This is a genomic window from Enterococcus sp. DIV0876 (genome assembly GCF_050529585.1).
Classification (GTDB): Bacteria; Bacillota; Bacilli; order Lactobacillales; family Enterococcaceae; genus Enterococcus_D.
Genome location: NZ_CP172882.1, coordinates 2,858,747 through 2,876,761, shown reverse-complemented (window position 1 = coordinate 2,876,761; position 18,015 = coordinate 2,858,747). Strand labels below are relative to the sequence as shown.

General features: G+C 41.3%; 20 protein-coding genes. 17 read left to right on the top strand and 3 right to left on the bottom strand.

The window, feature by feature from the left end:
* Positions 1–111: 111 nt before the first annotated feature.
* On the bottom strand, positions 112–468 hold the full coding sequence (locus IGI41_RS13655) for a YtxH domain-containing protein (RefSeq protein ID WP_430610319.1): 357 nt from the start codon (positions 466–468) through the stop codon (positions 112–114).
* The gene (locus IGI41_RS13650; protein ID WP_430610318.1) at positions 469–894 is read right to left on the bottom strand and encodes an HIT family protein; all 426 of its coding nucleotides are present in this window, start codon (positions 892–894) and stop codon (positions 469–471) included. It lies immediately after the preceding gene.
* Between the two features lie 210 nt (positions 895–1,104).
* On the opposite strand from IGI41_RS13650, the gene IGI41_RS13645 reads away from it, so the two are divergent.
* The 15 genes from IGI41_RS13645 to IGI41_RS13575 all read left to right on the top strand — a co-directional run bounded on the left by IGI41_RS13645 (position 1,105) and on the right by IGI41_RS13575 (position 13,223).
* Complete coding sequence (locus tag IGI41_RS13645) at positions 1,105–1,584, top strand: hypothetical protein (protein ID WP_430610316.1); 480 nt, start codon at positions 1,105–1,107, stop codon at positions 1,582–1,584.
* 59 nt (positions 1,585–1,643) lie between these two features.
* A complete protein-coding gene (locus IGI41_RS13640) occupies positions 1,644–2,372 on the top strand; it encodes an ABC transporter ATP-binding protein (protein ID WP_430610315.1) in 729 nt (242 codons plus the stop codon).
* A gap of 3 nt (positions 2,373–2,375) precedes the next feature.
* Positions 2,376–3,587: an ABC transporter permease gene (locus IGI41_RS13635; protein ID WP_430610314.1), complete on the top strand. Its 1,212-nt coding sequence runs from the start codon at positions 2,376–2,378 to the stop codon at positions 3,585–3,587.
* Positions 3,588–3,689: 102 nt separating this feature from the next.
* Positions 3,690–4,469 carry a phosphotransferase family protein gene (locus tag IGI41_RS13630; protein WP_430610313.1) on the top strand — a complete coding sequence of 260 codons (780 nt, stop codon included), beginning with the start codon at positions 3,690–3,692 and terminating at the stop codon, positions 4,467–4,469.
* A gap of 57 nt (positions 4,470–4,526) precedes the next feature.
* Positions 4,527–5,177: a tRNA (guanosine(46)-N7)-methyltransferase TrmB gene (gene trmB / locus IGI41_RS13625; protein ID WP_430610312.1), complete on the top strand. Its 651-nt coding sequence runs from the start codon at positions 4,527–4,529 to the stop codon at positions 5,175–5,177.
* 85 nt (positions 5,178–5,262) lie between these two features.
* Positions 5,263–6,228 (top strand): competence type IV pilus ATPase ComGA, encoded by a 966-nt coding sequence (gene comGA, locus IGI41_RS13620; RefSeq protein ID WP_430610311.1) that lies wholly within the window; start codon positions 5,263–5,265, stop codon positions 6,226–6,228.
* Positions 6,179–7,210 (top strand): competence type IV pilus assembly protein ComGB, encoded by a 1,032-nt coding sequence (gene comGB, locus IGI41_RS13615; protein WP_430610310.1) that lies wholly within the window; start codon positions 6,179–6,181, stop codon positions 7,208–7,210. The genes comGA and comGB overlap by 50 nt, the downstream gene beginning before the upstream one ends.
* Positions 7,207–7,521: a competence type IV pilus major pilin ComGC gene (gene comGC / locus IGI41_RS13610; protein WP_430610309.1), complete on the top strand. Its 315-nt coding sequence runs from the start codon at positions 7,207–7,209 to the stop codon at positions 7,519–7,521. The genes comGB and comGC overlap by 4 nt, the downstream gene beginning before the upstream one ends.
* Entirely contained in the window at positions 7,503–7,964 is a 462-nt protein-coding gene (comGD, locus tag IGI41_RS13605; protein WP_430610308.1) for a competence type IV pilus minor pilin ComGD, read from the top strand. The genes comGC and comGD overlap by 19 nt, the downstream gene beginning before the upstream one ends.
* Positions 7,945–8,262 carry a competence type IV pilus minor pilin ComGE gene (gene comGE, locus IGI41_RS13600; protein WP_430610307.1) on the top strand — a complete coding sequence of 106 codons (318 nt, stop codon included), beginning with the start codon at positions 7,945–7,947 and terminating at the stop codon, positions 8,260–8,262. Before comGD ends, comGE begins: the two co-directional genes overlap by 20 nt.
* The gene (comGF, locus tag IGI41_RS13595) at positions 8,252–8,668 is read left to right on the top strand and encodes a competence type IV pilus minor pilin ComGF (protein ID WP_430610306.1); all 417 of its coding nucleotides are present in this window, start codon (positions 8,252–8,254) and stop codon (positions 8,666–8,668) included. Before comGE ends, comGF begins: the two co-directional genes overlap by 11 nt.
* Before the next feature lie 10 nt (positions 8,669–8,678).
* Positions 8,679–9,002 carry a competence type IV pilus minor pilin ComGG gene (gene comGG / locus IGI41_RS13590; protein WP_430610305.1) on the top strand — a complete coding sequence of 108 codons (324 nt, stop codon included), beginning with the start codon at positions 8,679–8,681 and terminating at the stop codon, positions 9,000–9,002.
* A gap of 168 nt (positions 9,003–9,170) precedes the next feature.
* Positions 9,171–10,175 carry a class I SAM-dependent methyltransferase gene (locus tag IGI41_RS13585; protein ID WP_430610304.1) on the top strand — a complete coding sequence of 335 codons (1,005 nt, stop codon included), beginning with the start codon at positions 9,171–9,173 and terminating at the stop codon, positions 10,173–10,175.
* Positions 10,176–10,199: 24 nt separating this feature from the next.
* Complete coding sequence (locus IGI41_RS13580; RefSeq protein WP_430610303.1) at positions 10,200–11,384, top strand: acetate/propionate family kinase; 1,185 nt, start codon at positions 10,200–10,202, stop codon at positions 11,382–11,384.
* 378 nt (positions 11,385–11,762) lie between these two features.
* Positions 11,763–13,223 carry a peptide MFS transporter gene (locus tag IGI41_RS13575; protein WP_430610302.1) on the top strand — a complete coding sequence of 487 codons (1,461 nt, stop codon included), beginning with the start codon at positions 11,763–11,765 and terminating at the stop codon, positions 13,221–13,223.
* A 76-nt stretch (positions 13,224–13,299) separates the two neighbouring features.
* On the opposite strand, the gene IGI41_RS13570 is transcribed toward IGI41_RS13575, so the two are convergent.
* On the bottom strand, positions 13,300–15,300 hold the full coding sequence (locus IGI41_RS13570) for a KUP/HAK/KT family potassium transporter (RefSeq protein ID WP_430610301.1): 2,001 nt from the start codon (positions 15,298–15,300) through the stop codon (positions 13,300–13,302).
* A 270-nt stretch (positions 15,301–15,570) separates the two neighbouring features.
* Between IGI41_RS13570 and IGI41_RS13565 the strand changes: the two genes are divergently transcribed.
* Together IGI41_RS13565 and IGI41_RS13560 are read left to right on the top strand one after the other, a co-directional pair.
* Positions 15,571–16,329 (top strand): ABC transporter ATP-binding protein, encoded by a 759-nt coding sequence (locus IGI41_RS13565; RefSeq protein WP_430610300.1) that lies wholly within the window; start codon positions 15,571–15,573, stop codon positions 16,327–16,329.
* On the top strand, positions 16,326–17,906 hold the full coding sequence (locus tag IGI41_RS13560; RefSeq protein WP_430610299.1) for an ABC transporter: 1,581 nt from the start codon (positions 16,326–16,328) through the stop codon (positions 17,904–17,906). The genes IGI41_RS13565 and IGI41_RS13560 overlap by 4 nt, the downstream gene beginning before the upstream one ends.
* The last annotated feature ends 109 nt before the right edge of the window (positions 17,907–18,015 follow it).

Below are 18,015 nucleotides of genomic sequence, written 5' to 3'. Positions count from 1 at the left end.
TTCAAAATTCTAAATAATCACAGCTCTTACTATACCACTTCTATAAATGGTTGGAAAGAAAACCGTAGATGTTTCAAACAAAATTCATAAAAACTACAATGTTTCTAACAGCTATTCTTCGTCCGCTGATTTGGCTTGGATCGTCGTTACATGTTGATTGAGTTGTTCAAGCTGGTCTTTGATTCGCTCGATCCGTGGTTGGGCTTGAAATTTAAAAGTTGCTAAATCTTTGGTGAAGGATTCTGTCACTACGGGGATTGTTTCATCAATCGTTTTTCGGGTGACCATCACAGCGTCTTTTAAATTTTTGACACTGTCATTGAATTCAAGGGTAGCTTCTGTGGTTTCATCAAGATAACGCATCATCTGTTCGCGGGTTTCATGGCCGCTTTTTGGCGCAAATAAAAGGCCGCCTAAACCACCAGCTAATGAACCAAAGAATAAACCTTTAATGAAATTACCAATCATTTAACGCACCTGCTTTCTGATTTTTTCAGCGATAACAGCTAATGCTTCAGGCGTATAGTCTTCTGTGTGATTGCCAAAATGCATCGAGAAGTCATCTTCTTTGCTATAACGAGGAATCAGATGGATATGGGAATGAAACACAGATTGATAGGCGAGTTCTTTATTGTTGTTGACGATATTCAAGCCTTCGATCTCAGGAAAAGCCTGTTCGATCGCTCGAGCGATTTTAGGGATACGTGCGAATACATCTGCTGCTAAAGTGTCGTCAAATGCAAAGATATCCATTACATGGGTCTTAGGAATCACAAGGGTGTGTCCTGGGGTGACTTGAGAAATATCCAAAAAAGCGTATACAACATCATCTTCGTACACTGTGTGACTAGGAATCTCCTTTTGGCTGATTTTACAAAAAATACAATTGTCCATTGAAAGAACCTCCTTTATCTATTCTTCTTACTTTACCATATTTGACTAGCTTTCGTCAGATTTCATTCACAAATCGCAAAAGCAGGCACCTCATGTCTAAAAGATAGCGTGTTTCGGAAAAAAATATAAAAAACTTCACGATAAACGCTTGCATTTCAATTCTGACATCCCTAGACTTAAAGCTAATAACTAGTCGGAAAGTAGGATTTGATGAAACCAATCATAAAAAAAACGCTGCAACAAAAGAAAACTGTCCCTGAGAAAGTACGCTATCTGGCATATGCATACAAAGAGTGGCTGATCGCGGGTATCTTGATCATCGCTGTTTGCGGATCATTGATCTATTCAGTCACTAGACCGAAAGAAGAAGTAGTTACTGCCGCCATTGTTTCAGAAAGTGCATTAGCGCAAGATACTCAAAGTGCTTTGACGACAGCTGTCACACAATGGGCTAAGGCGCAAAATATCGATGAAGACACATTGACGATCAATATGGTTTCTTATGATGAACCAGCCGCAGTCCAAGCCTTCACCACGCGTCTAGCAGCTGGAGCGATCCAATTGGTGGTATATCCAGCTGCGGAAAATCAGCTCTGGCAAGATCGCTTTGGCAGCCAAGACTTGGCTACTGAAGAATTGATTGTTGGCGAACAAGCCTATACATTACAGATTACCAACCGCTTTGAATAGGTGAACCGATACTGCAATTGTCAAGGCGTGGTATAATTGGCAAAACGGAGGATAAACGAATGACATTACAAGTAGCAAATGTGACTGGCGGCTATCATCAACTGCCAGTATTGAAAAATATTGATTTTACGATCGAAAATGGTGAAATGGTGGGATTGATTGGCTTGAACGGTGCGGGAAAAAGCACCACGATCAAAGAAATCATTGGTCTGTTGCAACCTCATAGCGGCAAAATCACCATTGATGGTCTGACTTTAAAAGAACAGCCTGAGGCATACCGCAAAAAAATTGGCTATATCCCAGAAACACCTTCTTTATATGAAGAGTTAACTTTAAGAGAACATATTGAAGTCACGGCGATGGCTTACGACTTACCGCAAGAAGAAGCAATGGCGCGGGCTGCACGTTTGCTTAAAACGTTTCGTTTAGACAATAAACTTGACTGGTTTCCTGCCAATTTTTCTAAAGGGATGAAGCAAAAAGTCATGGTTCTGTGTGCTTTTTTGATTGAGCCAAGTGTATACATCATTGATGAACCTTTTTTGGGCTTAGATCCATTGGCTATCAATGCGTTATTAGAATTAATGAATGAAATGAAGCAATCAGGTGCTGCGATTTTAATGTCGACCCATATTTTAGCTACTGCAGAAAAATATTGCGATAAGTTCATCCTGCTTCACAATGGCGAGATTCGTGCGCAAGGCACACTGGCACAATTGCAAGCAGAGTTTCACACCCCTGACGCTTCACTAGATGATTTATATCTAGCGCTGACAAAGGAGCAATAAAATATGGCAGATTTCTTTTCTCAACGTTTGCAGCGGCACCAAAAACACATGATGCGGTATTTGCGTTATGTCTTCAATGACCATTTTGCCTTGATTTGTACGTTTTTAGTCGGTGGATTAGGGTTGTACTATTCTGAGTTACTGAAAACATTGCCTCAGCCGTTTAGACTCGGTGGCTGGATTGTTTTGCTTTTGTGGGTGAGTGTGTTGCCAATTGGTCGTTTGGCTACGTTAACGAAACCTGCTGATTTGATTTTTTTATTGGCGAAAGAAAGTCAAATGACTGCCTATTTGAAACGGGCATTGCGGTATTCCTTGTGGTTGCCATTTGGCGTGCTTTTTTTGGTTGTCGGCGCTTCAATGCCACTGATCGTGGTGTCTGTTGCAGTTCCTTTTTCTTACTTTCCTTTATATGTACTCATGATGTGGCTGTTAAAAACCAGCGATTTATATCTACAACGGCTCCATCTGTATCAAGATACTTCTTCCCGATGCAAACGCCAACGCATCATTTGGGTGCTGGTAGTTGTTGCATCGATCAGCAGCAGTTTATGGTTTTCGCCTTGGATTGGGCTGTTGTTGGCGGTTGGGCAAGTGCTTTGGTTTGGTCTTGTTTTGAAAGTACCTCAGCAATTGTTGTCATGGGATGAGATGATTCAGGAAGAACAAACAAGGCTGCACCGAATCTATCGGTTTATCAATCTGTTTACGGATGTGCCGCAAATCACGGCGCAAGCCAAACGCAGGAAATATTTGGATTGGGCGTTGCATTGGGTACCGAAAGTCCATAAGAATACCTATCTTTATCTCTATCTTCGACGCCTGGTACGAGGGGGGCAATATGGGGGACTGTATGTCCGATTAACAGTGATTGCTGCAGGTATCCTTTGTTTTGTTCAGGAAGCTTGGATCAGTTTGGCGGTTGGTTGCCTATTTATTTATTTGATTGGCTTTCAACTGCTTCCATTGGCCAATGAATTTCAATACATGGTCTTGACCCACTTGTACCCAATACAAGCAGAACAAAAAAATGAGGCTATGAAAAAAGTGTTGGCGCTGCTGTTATTTTTTGCGGCATTGATCTTTGCAGTGATTGAGTGCTTCACATTGACGACAATGAGTCAATGGGCACTGACTGCTGGTGGCTACTTCATTTTTACCGGAGGATTTTTGAAACTATACATGCCAAATCGACTCAAAAAAATGAATGCATGAAATTGACTGTTTTTCTCACAAAAAGCGAACGCATATGCGCTTGACGGCAACACTTTAGGAAGCTAGAATAAGAGTTACTGTGAAATAAGGAGAGAAGCTAGGATGGATATTCGTTTGGATCAAGATTGGCGTATGCGACCAATCAAAGGCGACACCGGAAAAGCCTACATCGGGCTTAAAGATAACGATAAAGTCTTTATCAAACGGAATACGACTCCAATGCTGGCAGCACTCTCTAAAGAGGGCATTACGCCGAAGCTGGTTTGGACGAAGCGAACGGGTAACGGCGACACCTTATCAGCCCAAGAGTGGCTAGATGGCCGGGTCTTAGATCCTGAAGAGATTGGGCAACGCAACGATGTAATCGATGTGTTGTATCATCTTCATCACTCTAAAACACTGTCGCAAATGTTGAGCAAAATCGGCGGACAAGTGATGTCGCCAGAGAAAATGGTTAAGGAATTTACTGAAGACTTGCCAAAAGCGGTAGCGCAAAATCAATTTATTCATTTGGTGACTACCTATTTGAAAAAGAACATTCCAGTTTTTCAAACGCAAAAAGCAACGGTTGTGCACGGAGACGTCAATTACCGTAATTGGCTGGTTTGCCAAAACTACTTGTATTTAGTGGATTGGGATTCAATCATGTTCGCTGATCCAGCAATGGATATCGGTACGATCTTAGGTCATTATGTTCCTTTATCAAGTTGGCCGCATTGGTTGATGCGTTATGGCATTCATGGCAGCAGTGAAGTCATCGAAAAAATCTATTGGTATGCATTACTGAGCATGTTGCAAGAAGTCAAAAAGTATTATCTGCGGGGCGACTTTAAAGCGATGAATGCAGAAATTTTACAATTAAAAAGAATTTATAGTGAATAAAGCCAAGATGGAGCGCAATCAACTGGTTCCATCTTGTTTTTTCGGAGAGGAAAGAATATGAGAGTAAGAAAACGCGCAGGGGCACAAGAACTTGTGGCTGACCATCCAGAATTTGTGGTGGCAAATCCAACAGAATGGAAAGGGCGCTGGCATGAACGTTTTGGCAATGACCACCCGATCCATATTGAAATCGGCATGGGGAAAGGCCAATTTATTACCGGTATGGCAAAAGCCAATCCAGATATCAATTATATAGGTATTGAAATGCAAATCAGCGTCGTGTCGATTGCTTTGGACAAATTGATTGCCGAGGAAATCCCAAACGTCCAATTGCTGCATGTAGACGGCTCAGCATTAACGAACTATTTTGCAGACCATGAAGTGGACCAAATTTACTTGAACTTTAGTGATCCTTGGCCCAAGAAAAAGCATGAAAAACGCCGATTGACATCAAAAGCCTTTCTAGCGGTGGATGAACAGATCATTCGTCCGAATGGCGAAATTCATTTTAAAACAGATAACCAAGGTCTGTTTGAGTATTCATTGGCTAGTTTTTCTCAGTATGGCATGATTCTGAAACAAGTGTGGTTAGATTTGCATACGAGTACCTATGAGGGGAATATCATGACTGAGTATGAGGAGAAATTTGCCAATCGCGGACAACGAATCTACCGTGTCGAAGCACAGTTTGTAGCAGCGAAGGAATAAAACAATATCGATCATTGATCAAGACGAAGACGAAAAATCGCTTCGTCTTTTTTTGCGTACTTCTTTTTAGGAGGGAACAACGACCATGGATATTGAACTATTTTCCGATGAATTGGTGGCGCATGCACGTGCGTCTCACATTCAAGATGTCTCGGTGCTGCCGCAACAAGATAAGATGGCCGTGATCTGCAGTAAAAGTTATCAGCGGCAACTGTATGCCCAGCTATCGGCTGAAGAAGCACAGCAATTGATCACACGTTTCAAATTTTTAGGCGGCATGGATGTTGGAGAACGACGCAAAGCGCAATTAGGAGCAGTTAGTTATCCTGCCCAAAATGGCAAGCAGCGTATTCGTGTTTCGACAGTTGGTGACTACCAAGGCAGAGAAAGCCTCGTACTGCGTTTTTTGTACACCTTCGATCAGCAGCACATCAGCTATTTTTTTGCTGAAGATGTCCAACATATTTTAACAGCTACCCGTTATCGCGGCCTATATTTGTTTGCAGGCCCCACAGGCTCTGGTAAATCGACCTTGATGTATCAAATCGCCAATGAAACTGAAGGGCAGGTGATCACGATCGAAGACCCGGTGGAGATCGAAGCACCTCATTTTTTACAATTGCAGACAAACCTTAAAATCAATCAAGATTATGATGAATTGATCCGCTTGTCATTGCGCCATCATCCGGAACTGCTGATCATCGGTGAGATCCGTAACCGGGAAACAGCACAGGCTGCTGTCCGAGCTGCGTTGACTGGTCATCGGGTGTTTGCAACGATCCATGCAAGAGGCGTAACAGAGACAAGGACACGTTTGACTGAGCTGCTTGGAGAGACTACTAGTCTTGCCCATGCTTTGCAAGGTGTGATTTATCAACGCCTTATGCCCAATGTTGAAGGAGTCGTTCAAGGTGCCATGGCATATTCATTTGTGGATGCGCAACGGGCGTGTACTTGGCAGCAAACGTTGACGACAATCCATGAGAAAGGGTGGATCTCAGATGAAATTTTTCAAAAAGAAGGCGGACAGATTGTCTCGAAAAGCCTCTGAATCTTTTTTGGCGACATTTACGATTTTATTAGAAAGCGGCTTTTCTTTGCAAGAGAGTTTACAAGTTATGTTGCGCAGTGGACAATACGAGTCCTCGGTGATTCAAGCACAGATCACGGCGCTTTCTCAAGGAAAAGGTTTGGCACAGGCGATAGGGAATTTACATCTGACCGCTTCTGAAACCAATCAACTTTATTTGGCAGAGACCCACGGAAATTTGCGCGATACATTGCGGCGGATGGTTGATTATCAAGTATTGTTCAATAAACAGAAGCAATTGTTGCAAAAAACGATCCTCTATCCTGCTTTATTGCTGATTTTTGTTTTTAGTGCATTGTTTAGTATGCGTAGTTTTTTACTGCCTCAACTTTTAGCATCAGGAATGATCCATGGAGATCACTGGGGTATTCGATTGATCGAAGGCACACCGCTCATTCTATTGGGATTCTTGCTGCTCAGTATCATCCTAACAGTATTGGCGATGTTTATATTTTCTCAAAAAAATGCCATCGCGAAAGCAGAGTTTCTTAGTCGGCTGCCGCTATTTGGTTCGGTGTATCGTTGTTGGCAAACAAGTTTTTTCGCCTTGGAGTGGGGCAAGTTGTTTCAACAAGGGTTAGAGATCAACCAAATCATTCTTTGTATGAAACAGACCAACAAGGCAACTTTGATTCAAGAACTTGCTGCAATATTAGAGCAGGCGTTGGTGCAAGGGGGGGAATTAACCAATCAACTGGAACGCTATCATTTTTTAACACCAGAATTTGCTTTGATCGTCTTCCAAGGCGAGGTTAAAGGACGTCTGGGAGAAGAATTGTTTGTTTATAGTCAACTGTTGTCCGAAAGGGTGTTTCAGCGAGTCGAAAAAACGATCCAATGGGTTCAACCGGTTATTTTTTTATTTGTCGCATTATTGATCGTAGGTATTTATGCAGCGATGTTTTTGCCGATTTACGGAAATATACAAGGAGTGATTGAATGACATCATTATTGTTCCAAAGAATAGAGGATACTAGGAAAAAGAAACTGAAAAAAGGCTTTACGCTCATTGAAATGCTGATTGTTTTACTGGTGATCAGCGTCTTGATTTTGCTTTTTGTGCCCAACTTGTCGCAACAGCGTGGGGTCATTGATGACAAAGGCAACGAAGCAGTAGTAAAGGTGGTTGAGACACAAATCGAATTGTTCAGACTCGAAAAAAACCGAGAACCAAGCGCAAATGAATTGGTTTCTGAAGGGTATGTTACAACTGAACAGTATGAGATTTATCAAAATTGGCGCAGACCGAATTGAGGATTCTAAACAAAGGGTTTACATTGATCGAAAGTCTGTTGGTACTTTCCGTTGTGAGTTTATTTGTTTTGCTGCCGGTATTGGCAATCGATAATTATCAAAAACAAATCGAAGTAGTTGGCTTTTGCCAAAGATTAGAAAAAGGCTTATACACTGCCCAACAAACAGCGATTATCGATCAACGGCAAACAAGGGTTGCATACACGCGTGCACCTGATCCTGGCGTGCATTTTCAATCAACGATCACAGGAGAGCTGCGTCTGAGCAGTATCGATGTGCCCAAACAACTAGAAGTCCGCAGTTTTCCCATGATTTTGTTTAATAGCAGTTCTGGAAACAATAGTAGTTTTCCGCAAATCGTTTTGTATTGGCCTGAAAAAGACCAGACGATCACGTATAAATTTCTTTTTGGGAGTGGACGTTATGAAAAAGTCATCGAATAAAGGGTTCGTTCTGATTGAAAGTTTGGTTGCCTTTAGTGTTTTGACGACCTGTGTTTTCGTTTTTCTCAGCTTGCAAAGTGCTTCTTTACAGCAAACTGCCCAACTCCAAGCAAAAGCAGAGGTTTTACGGGTCTTGTATGAAGAAGTCCAAAATCAACAGGAATTTCTGCCCAACACCGTATCTTATGCGACAGACCGCAAGCAAACCTACCAACTAAGATTTTGGCAGACCAATCAGCAACAACATGTCCAAATCAATAAAGGAGATATTCAGGTGGTGATCAAAAGTGAAGACTAAGGGGTTTACCTTAATAGAGTGTTTGCTTGCTTTAATGGTGTTGTCTATTAGTTTGCTGATGGTCGACGCTATCATCAAGCAGATACCACAGGTCAATCAACAACTGTCCGCCCGTAAAGACCAAGAATGGCATATTTTCTTGTTGCAGCTTGAAAGAGAATTGGCGGCGTGCACCTATGTTTCTGTTACAACCTATACATTGATTTTACGCAGTGCAGAAAACAATACAGTGACGATCGACCGCATCAATGGCGTGATCCGCAAACGTGACAATAATGGATACCATCCGTTGCTGACAGAAGTCAGCGGTCTGACTTATCAAAAAATCAACGAAAGTATCCGCTTCACAGTTACTTTTGAGAATGGAGAACAAAAAATTGGTCAATGGAAGATCCATACCATATAGAGGTGGAATTTTGCTCACGGCCTTATTGTTGATCCAACTGCTCAGTCTGATGCTGATCACCGTATTGGAAAGCAGCCGCGCCACAACAGATTTCTATCATAAAACGATCCAGCGTTATGAAGCGTCGATCATGAGTGAGTTGTTTTGGGCCGATTATCGGGGAGACATCGATCCAGAAAATGGCACCAGACAGTTTAATACTGGAGAGCTGATCTATGAAAAACAAAGGGAGCAAATCATTGTCACTTGTATCGTAGGTAAAAGGACATTTATCTTTGACTACACGCTGCCAAAAGAAGCAGAAAAAATAGACACAGATGATTTAACAGAATAGTACAGGGGGAAGATGGCATCTATTGGCATCTTTTTTCTTATACCTAAACGGAAAAGAATGTTTACAGGTTCACAAATTATTCTGCACGAAAGCGATTGATTATTTTCCGGTAATCAGCTAAAATTAAACAGGTATATATGTTGTTATAGTTTTGAGAAGAGGTGCGAGATGTCCGCAGAAAAAATGGAGTCATCCTTTCATTTGACTGTTGAAGCAATTCAGTTGTTACAAAACGCATTAGAATCATCTTTTTTTGATTCTTATGTAGAAACCATCGAAAATTTTGTTGATCACTATCAAGTGCGCGTGATCGATGGGGTGCCAGATGAAGCAACGGTTGCTCGATTGCAAACCATTTATCATGAGCTGAAAGCAGTATCATTGACTGCTGAAGAAAAGCGCAAACTTGCGCAATTGCTCCTTTTAAAAGGAGGACAAACTGAACGGCTGCAAGCCAATCATCAACTCACACCAGATAGTTTAGGCTTTTTATTTGTCTACTTGATTGAACAGTTGACCAATGCCGATGATACAACGAAAATCTTAGATTTGTCAGTTGGAATGGGCAATTTGTTACTCACAGTTTTGCTGAATCTGCAATTGGCAAAACGACAAGTAGAAGGCACAGGGGTCGATATTGATGAGACTTTGCTAGCCATCGCGGCAGCTACCGGCGAATGGACACAGGCACCAATGCATTTGTTCCATCAAGATGGGTTGCAAGACCTATTGATTGAACCAATGGATATTGCCATCAGTGATTTACCAGTCGGCTATTATCCGCAAGATGAAAAAGCAAGTCATTTTATTTCTGCAGCCTCAGAAGGCCATAGTTATGCCCATCATTTGTTGATGGAACAAGCCATGAACTATGTTAAACCTAATGGATTCGGTTTATTTTTGGTCCCAAGTAATTTCTTGGAAACAGATCAAAGTGACTATCTAAAAGCCTGGTTGAAAGAAAAAGTCTATCTGCAAGGAATGATCCAATTACCAGATGAACTTTTTAAGAATGAACATTCACGTAAGAGTATCTTGCTTTTACAAAACAAAGGAGAAACTAGCCAACAAGCGCCAGAAGTCTTGCTTGTGAAACTAGCTTCTTTGAAAGAACCGAAGAACATCACCAAACTTTTTGAACAATTTGCTGCTTGGAAAGCAGTAAATCTGTAATATAAACCGGATAAGGAGATCATCATGTCAAAAACAATCGCTATCAATGCTGGAAGTTCAAGTTTAAAATGGCAGTTATATCAAATGCCAGAGGAAACAGTTGTTGCCAAAGGAATCGTAGAAAGAATCGGTTTAAAAGATTCAATCTTCACAATCAAATATGGGGACGATCAAAAGTTCGAACAAATTATCGATATCAATGATCATGAAGTAGCTGTAAAAATGCTGTTAGATCAGTTGATCGAATTAAATATTTTAGGGTCTTATGATGAAATCACAGGCGTTGGTCACCGTGTTGTTCATGGTGGAGAAGATTTTCCTGATTCAATCATTATCAACGATGAAGTCATGGCGCGTATCCAGGACTTAGCTGAGTTTGCACCATTGCATAACCCGGCAAACTTGATGGGGATCACAGCCTTCAAAAAAATCTTGCCAGAAATCATCAGTGTAGCGGTATTTGATACCTCTTTCCATGCAACAATGCCAAAACACAACTATTTATATAGTTTACCAATCGAGTTTTACAATGATTATAAAGTACGTAAATATGGTTTCCACGGGACAAGTCATCGCTATGTATCAGAACGCGCGGCTGCTGTATTAGGCAAACCAATCGAAGAGCTGAAAATTATTACTTGTCATTTGGGTAATGGCGCATCGATCACAGCGGTTGATGGCGGCAAATCAGTCGATACATCTATGGGCTTTACACCATTAGCTGGTGTGACAATGGGCACACGTTCTGGGGATATCGATCCTGCTGTTTTGCCTTACTTAATGGAAAAACTTGACTTGAACATTGATCAAATGGTCGATGTATTGAACAAAAAATCTGGTTTACTAGGTTTGACTGGTCTCTCAAGTGATATGCGTGACTTGGAAGCAAACTATGACAAAGATGAGGTCAAAATTGCTTATGATGTATTTACCGATCGGATCCGTAAGTATATTGGGGGATATGTCACAACAATGAACGGTGTTGATGCCATCGTCTTTACAGCAGGAATCGGCGAAAACGATGCCCATGTCCGTAGTGAAATCATCAAAGGGATGACTTGGTTCGGTTGTGCATTAGATGAAAAGGAAAACGCCAAACGTGGCGAAGAGTTGGTCATCTCAACAGAGGATTCAAAAGTCAAAGTGTTATTGATCCCAACAGATGAAGAACTAATGATTGCTCGTGATGTAGAGCGCTTACGAGGATAATCCGAATAAAAAAGTATAACCGATCCATCTAAGAACGTATTGTCTTAGTGGATCGGTTTTTTTGTGTCTTTATTTATTGCAGGTACCTTCAAAAAAGCAAAATTCGGTCCGTTGATAAAAATTGATTAAGACCATTTTAATTTTCGATGATTATTTTTAATCATTACATAAGCGGTAAAACATCAATGTAAGTGCTTCGAGAATGTTCCCTCTAATAAATGTTTCATTTTTTGCGCGCATCAACTTATAATTGCACGCTTCTTCTCACCGTTTTAACCTTGTAAAATACTTGGAATGGGCATAAACTGGCATGTATGAATTTTCAGAAAAATTTAGCTATTTATTTTCATAACTATTATTTTTAAGGAGTCAGTAAGTATGGAGAAAGAAAAAACTTTTTTAGGTCAGCCGCGAGGGCTTTCAACACTGTTTTTCACTGAAATGTGGGAACGATTCAGCTACTACGGCATGCGTGCCATTCTGGTTTACTTTATGTACGATGCAGTGACCAATGGTGGATTAGGTTTGCCAAAAGGAACTGCTGTAGCAATCATGTCTATTTATGGATCATTGGTATATATGTCGAGTATTGTTGGTGGATGGGTCTCTGACCGTCTGCTTGGATCAAATAAGTCGGTCTTTTATGGTGGTATATTGATCATGTTGGGTCATATCGTCTTGGCAACGCCATTAGGGATTCCAGCATTATTTGTTTCTATGATATTGATCGTGATCGGTACTGGGTTATTGAAATCAAATGTTTCTGGGATGGTCGGTCATTTATATAGCAAAGATGATGTACGTCGTGATGCTGGGTTCTCGATCTTCTATATGGGGATCAACATTGGCGGCTTGTTAGCACCGATCATTGTAGGGATTCTAGGTCAAAAAGTGAACTATCATTTAGGGTTCTCTATTGCAGCGATTGGGATGTTTGTCGGTTTAGTACAATATTATGTACAAGGGAAAACAACATTAAAAACAGTTGCAACTGCACCAACAAACCCGTTGACAGCTGCAGAGAAGAAAACATTCTTTCGCAATATCATCATTGTTTTGATCGCGTTAGCCGTGATTTTTGGTGGGGCAGCGGCAGCTGGCTATTTATCAGTTGATTTCTTCATTAACTGTATCAGTATTCTAGGAATCTTTTTACCAATTTATTACTTCACAAAAATGTTGCGTTCAACAGATGTAACAGCAGATGAAAAGAAAAAAGTATTGGCGTATATTCCATTGTTCTTATCAGCGATTGTATTTTGGTCGTTAGAAGAACAAGGATCATCGATTCTTGCCTTGTTTGCTGCTGACCGTACGCAAGCAACTTTATTTGGAATCTCGATTCCAGCTAGCCTGTACCAAACATTAAATCCATTATTTGTTGTGTTATTGACACCCGTTTTTGTTTGGTTATGGACTAAATTGGGGAACCGTCAGCCTCGGACGGAAGTCAAATTTGCGATTGGGTTGATTTTGGCAGGTTTATCATTTGTCTTATTGATGTTCCCAAGCATGATGTTTGGTGTGGATCAACGAGTGAGCCCACTATGGTTGGTATTTAGTTTCCTTATCATGATTGCTGGAGAAATGTGCTTGTCTCCAGTCGGATTATCGGTGACGACAAAATTAGCGCCAAAAGCTTTTGAAGCCCAAACTTTGGCTATCTGGTTATTGGCAGATGCATCTTCACAAGCAATCAATGCCCAAATCGCCCGTTTTTATACACCGCAAACAGAAGGTGCCTACTATGGTATCGTTGGTGGTGTCGCAGTGGTCGTAGGGATCATTTTATTCATGGCAAGAAAACCGATCCGCAAATTGATCGGCAATATCCATTGATCCATCATTAAATAAACCTCAAGCTAGGCAAGCAACCGATGAGCGGTTGTTGCATAGTTTGAGGTTTTTTTGTATGTTATTTTGTTTCTCTACGTTCTGACAAATGACTTTCCTTCGGGTGCCCAATCACTAATGGCACAGTTTCGTGGACGACGTCGCTGTATTCTAAACCAAACCAGCATTCTGGTGAAATCGTATGGCGCTTGATGAATAGCTTCATTTGCATGATTTGTTTCTTCCATTTTGACAAGGCAGTGGCATTTGATAATTCTTCTTCGATCAAAATGAATTGGAAATCCCCTACATTGCGTCCAGGAGTCAACGAATACCGCTGCGGCTGTTCCGCTAAACGACCGTCTTTCATCAGTTCTTGAATGATTTGACGAATATAGACATTGACTTCTTGCGGTACGCGGAAACCAAGATATAATTTAAGTTTAACGATAAAGTCGGTATCAGCCATCGATACTTCATAGGATTTCGTGTAGGGTTCATCTGTGACTTCGACATTGACGAACCAATAGACTTTTGCTCGTTTGGGACGTTTGTCCAAAATCGAATAGATGAACTGTTGTCCGATCTGATCGTCTGTCAAACTCGGTACCATGAACACGACGTTGGTTTGGGATAATGGCAGTGTATCGTCATCTTTCAGCTGTTTCAATTGCGGGATATAAGCAGACAGCGATACCTCTTCTGCTGCATGTTCTTGAATTTGATTGCCCCATTCCCAGATCAGCATGATCACGATGATCACACTTGCCATGATCACTGCAACATAACCGCCATGAAGGAACTTGGTGGCACTGGAGATGAAGAAAACACTTTCGATCGCTGCAAAAAATAATGTAATGAAAGGTGCCAACAGGCGTGTTTTTTTGTTTTGATGCAAATAAAAATAGAGCAAAATCGTGGTCATCAGCATCGTGACAGTGATCGATAGCCCATACGCTGCTTCCATTTTAGTCGATGTTTGAAACAGCAGGACTACGCCAGAACAAGCGATCCACAATATCGTATTAAGTGCAGGGATATACATCTGACCGATCGAAGCACCGGGATAGATGATTTGCATCCGTGGCAGCAATTTTAATTTAATGGCTTCAGAAACCAATGTGAATGAACCAGACAATAATGCTTGAGAAGCAATTACGGCAGCCAAGGTTGCAAAACTTACACCAAAAACAGTCCAGCCTTGGGGCAAAGCTTCAAAAAAAGGATTCAAATTTTCGATCGATTGATAGCTTGGATTTTGATAGACTTGCAAGAGCCAAGCTGCTTGACCAAAATAATTCAGCATCAAACAGATTTTGATATAAGGCCAACTGGCGTAAATATTTTTCTTGCCCACATGTCCCAAATCCGAATACAACGCTTCAGCCCCTGTAGTTGCCAAAAAGATATTGCCTAAAATGAATAAGCCAGAAGCATTATCTGGGCTGAACAGCAAATTGATCGCATATCTAGGGTCAAGGGCTCGGATCACCGAAAGATCGTCTGCAAAATTGAAGAGACCGATTATACCTAAAAAAGTGAACCAAGCCAACATGATAGGACCAAAAGCTTTACCAACAAACTCGGTGCCAAAACGTTGTAAGGCAAACAAGATCAATAAAATCGTTAAAGTGATGCCTACGATAATCGATTGGTCGTTACCAAATCGATCGTAAAATGCAGGAATCCCCCGTAAACCTTCGATCGCAGTTGTAACAGTGACAGCAGGTGTCAGTACACCATCAGCCAATAAAGCTGCACCACCAATGATTGCTGGGATGATCAAGTAGCGGCTATGTTTACGAACCAAAGTGAAAAGAGAAAAAATGCCCCCCTCACCGTGGTTATCTGCATTTAAAGCAATGATGACATATTTGATCGTTGTCAATAAAGTCAATGTCCAAAAAACCAAGGAAACACTTCCTAAGATGAAATCTGGCGTAAGTGAGGAAAGCCCGCCATTGTCTTCTACCAAGGCCTTCATCACATACAGCGGACTAGTTCCAATATCGCCATAAACGACCCCCATTGCTACCAGCAAGCCACCGGCCGTTATTTTTTTCATTTGATTTGTTGCGCGCATGTTTTTATACCCTCCAATTTTTTCATACAAAAAGACCTAAGCGGCCCTTTGCCACTTAGGTCTTGCAAGAAACACCTTAAACCAGCGGATCACCGCTTGCTGTTGATCTAAGATCATGGAAATATCCATGTGCTACTCCCCTAAAGTTCTCTCATTATCATCGTTTTTCTGTTTTCTGTCAACTAGAAAAAATAGAAATCGAAAAAAACATTTTTCTTTCCCTTTTGGATAGCGTAAAATAACGCTAACAGCTTAAAAGGAGGAGAATAGATGATTGAAATCAAACACCTTGTAAAAAAGTATGGGACTAAGTTGGCGCTGAACGATCTTTCGTTAACGATTCGTCAAGGAGAAATTTTTGGGTTTTTGGGGCACAACGGTGCGGGGAAATCAACAACCATCAAAAGTATGGTAAGTATTTTGCAGCCCACGAGCGGAGAAATTTTTGTTGATGGTCTGGCGTTATCGAGTCATCGGGAAGCAATCAAAAAACAAATTGCATATGTACCTGATTCACCAGATTTGTTTTTACAGCTAACAGCAGCAGAATATTGGGATCTGATTGCTGCAGCATATGAAGTGCCGCAAGAAAAGAAAGAACGCCGCTTACAGGAACTGGGTCAATTGTTTGATATGTTGTCCCATGCTGAAGAGACGATTGCCGGATTTTCTCATGGGATGCGGCAAAAGACATTGCTGATAGGGGCGCTGATTCCAGACCCAGATATTTGGATTTTAGATGAGCCGTTGCAAGGACTGGATCCACAAGCAGCCTATGATTTGAAGGAAATGATGAAACAGCATGCGGCAAAAGGCAAAACCGTTATTTTTTCGACCCATGTCTTAGATACAGCGCAACAATTATGTGATCAATTGGCTATCTTAAAAAAGGGAGAATTGCTGTATAACGGTTCAGTATCAGAATTGCTGGCTGCCCATCCATCGACTTCATTAGAAACGATTTATCTGCAAATGACAGGCCGCAGTCCAGAAAGTCAGACAGAAGAAAGGGGCGACGCTGTCATATGAGAAAACAGCAGCTCTTGATGTTGACCCGAATCAATTTACTTTATGCCAATCCGCAAATGACAGATAAGGCACGGAAAAAAGGCAAGAGTGGCGGACAACTGACACGCTATCTGCTATGGCAATATGGATTATCTGGAATGGTGTTCATCCTGATCTACGGGGCAACGATGTTTACCATGGATTTTAGTCGGATGCCAGGTTTTTTCACGTATTATGTAGCGTTGTTTGGGATCTTAGGTTTTTCACAAGGCATCTCCACTATTTACAATGTGTTCTTTGAAAGCCAGGATCTTCCCGCGTATTTGCCGTTGCCGTTTCGACAAATGGAGATTTTTGCAGCGAAAATCTTCGTCGTATGCTTAACGGTGGTCCCTTTTGTTTTTCCGATGCTGGTGCTGTTTTTATTGACTGGATTTCGTGCACAATTGTTTTTTGTGCTGACGATCTTATTATCGGTCCTGCTATTTGTTTTATTTTTGGTCATCATATTTAGTGTCTGCAGCTTGATCGTTTTTGGATTGACCCGAACCAAATTCTTTCTCAAACATAAGAAGTTAGTGACGACACTGCTCTTAGTTGTGACGATGATCGTTGTCATGGCGGGGGTTTTGATGATGAATCAAGCGACATCTTACGATACAGAGGTGCTAGATCGAGGCGCGATTTTGTTTTTGCTGCCCTTTTACTATGTGATGACGGTTCCTGTACAAGTATCAGGACTATTCAGTTTTTTAGGAATCATTGGGCTTTGCGGTGTGCTGATTGCCGCGCTTTATTGGCTGATTTTACCTAAGTTTTTTGAACAAGTAGCAGCCGCTGCTCCAAATCAAGGCAATTTGACTCGGAAGCACAAAGCAGGCAGAAGTTTAAGCCAATTGCTCTTTAATTATAATTCTCAATTGATTCGTGATCCGAATTTGATTATGCAAGTTTTTTCATCCTCTTTGTTGATGCCAGTCGTTTTCTTAGTGACCTTTGTGTTCACCGGTGTCTTTCGTTTGAATCAATTGGATGGCCGTTACGTCGGTGTGATGTTTGTTGCAGGAGCTTCGTTGGCGGCTTTGATGGTCAATCCAACCTCCTTTATCAGCAATCTGATTTCTTTGGATCAGGAAAACTTTTTGTTTGTGCGGTCTTTGCCGTTGTCTATGAAATCGTATCTGAAAGAAAAATTTCGTTTTGGTGTGCTCATACAGATCGTTTTAGCTGTAGTCGTTGCCGTAGCAGCTGTTGTCTTATTACAAGCCCCATTGATAGTAGGAAGCGCATTTGTACTAGGTGCGATATGGAGTACGATTTTGATGTGCAGCCATTACTTTGCGCGTGATTATCGGCTGCTCTTGCTGCAATGGACCAATATCAGTCAATTGTTTACGAGAGGGGCAGGAAGTGTCGGTTTGGCATTGGCGACGATGGCGACGATTTTCATTGCTGCTATTTTGGTTGGTGTCTATGCTTTTGCAGCAACAGTCTTTGATTTTTGGCTGTTGAATGTGCCTGTATTTGCAGGATTACTTGTGATTACCGTGGCTGTGCTATTACATGTTCAATACAGATTTTGGCGTCGATTTTCTTAAGTCGGCGTTTTTTTGGTGTCAAAGATAGGTATGTTTGCTTAAAATGAATATCTATTCAGAAAATTCAGAATAAACTATTTACATTCACTGCAAAACGTGGTTAGATAGA

Excerpts from the sequence above, each read along its gene's own strand:
- IGI41_RS13655 (WP_430610319.1), bottom strand. The coding sequence starts at position 468 with ATGATTGGTAATTTCATTAAAGGTTTATTCTTTGGTTCATTAGCTGGT.
- IGI41_RS13650 (WP_430610318.1), bottom strand. The coding sequence starts at position 894 with ATGGACAATTGTATTTTTTGTAAAATCAGCCAAAAGGAGATTCCTAGT.
- IGI41_RS13645 (WP_430610316.1), top strand. The coding sequence starts at position 1,105 with ATGAAACCAATCATAAAAAAAACGCTGCAACAAAAGAAAACTGTCCCT.
- IGI41_RS13640 (WP_430610315.1), top strand. The coding sequence starts at position 1,644 with ATGACATTACAAGTAGCAAATGTGACTGGCGGCTATCATCAACTGCCA.
- IGI41_RS13635 (WP_430610314.1), top strand. The coding sequence starts at position 2,376 with ATGGCAGATTTCTTTTCTCAACGTTTGCAGCGGCACCAAAAACACATG.
- IGI41_RS13630 (WP_430610313.1), top strand. The coding sequence starts at position 3,690 with ATGGATATTCGTTTGGATCAAGATTGGCGTATGCGACCAATCAAAGGC.
- trmB (WP_430610312.1), top strand. The coding sequence starts at position 4,527 with ATGAGAGTAAGAAAACGCGCAGGGGCACAAGAACTTGTGGCTGACCAT.
- comGA (WP_430610311.1), top strand. The coding sequence starts at position 5,263 with ATGGATATTGAACTATTTTCCGATGAATTGGTGGCGCATGCACGTGCG.
- comGB (WP_430610310.1), top strand. The coding sequence starts at position 6,179 with ATGAAATTTTTCAAAAAGAAGGCGGACAGATTGTCTCGAAAAGCCTCT.
- comGC (WP_430610309.1), top strand. The coding sequence starts at position 7,207 with ATGACATCATTATTGTTCCAAAGAATAGAGGATACTAGGAAAAAGAAA.
- comGE (WP_430610307.1), top strand. The coding sequence starts at position 7,945 with ATGAAAAAGTCATCGAATAAAGGGTTCGTTCTGATTGAAAGTTTGGTT.
- IGI41_RS13585 (WP_430610304.1), top strand. The coding sequence starts at position 9,171 with ATGTCCGCAGAAAAAATGGAGTCATCCTTTCATTTGACTGTTGAAGCA.
- IGI41_RS13580 (WP_430610303.1), top strand. The coding sequence starts at position 10,200 with ATGTCAAAAACAATCGCTATCAATGCTGGAAGTTCAAGTTTAAAATGG.
- IGI41_RS13575 (WP_430610302.1), top strand. The coding sequence starts at position 11,763 with ATGGAGAAAGAAAAAACTTTTTTAGGTCAGCCGCGAGGGCTTTCAACA.
- IGI41_RS13570 (WP_430610301.1), bottom strand. The coding sequence starts at position 15,300 with ATGCGCGCAACAAATCAAATGAAAAAAATAACGGCCGGTGGCTTGCTG.
- IGI41_RS13565 (WP_430610300.1), top strand. The coding sequence starts at position 15,571 with ATGATTGAAATCAAACACCTTGTAAAAAAGTATGGGACTAAGTTGGCG.
- IGI41_RS13560 (WP_430610299.1), top strand. The coding sequence starts at position 16,326 with ATGAGAAAACAGCAGCTCTTGATGTTGACCCGAATCAATTTACTTTAT.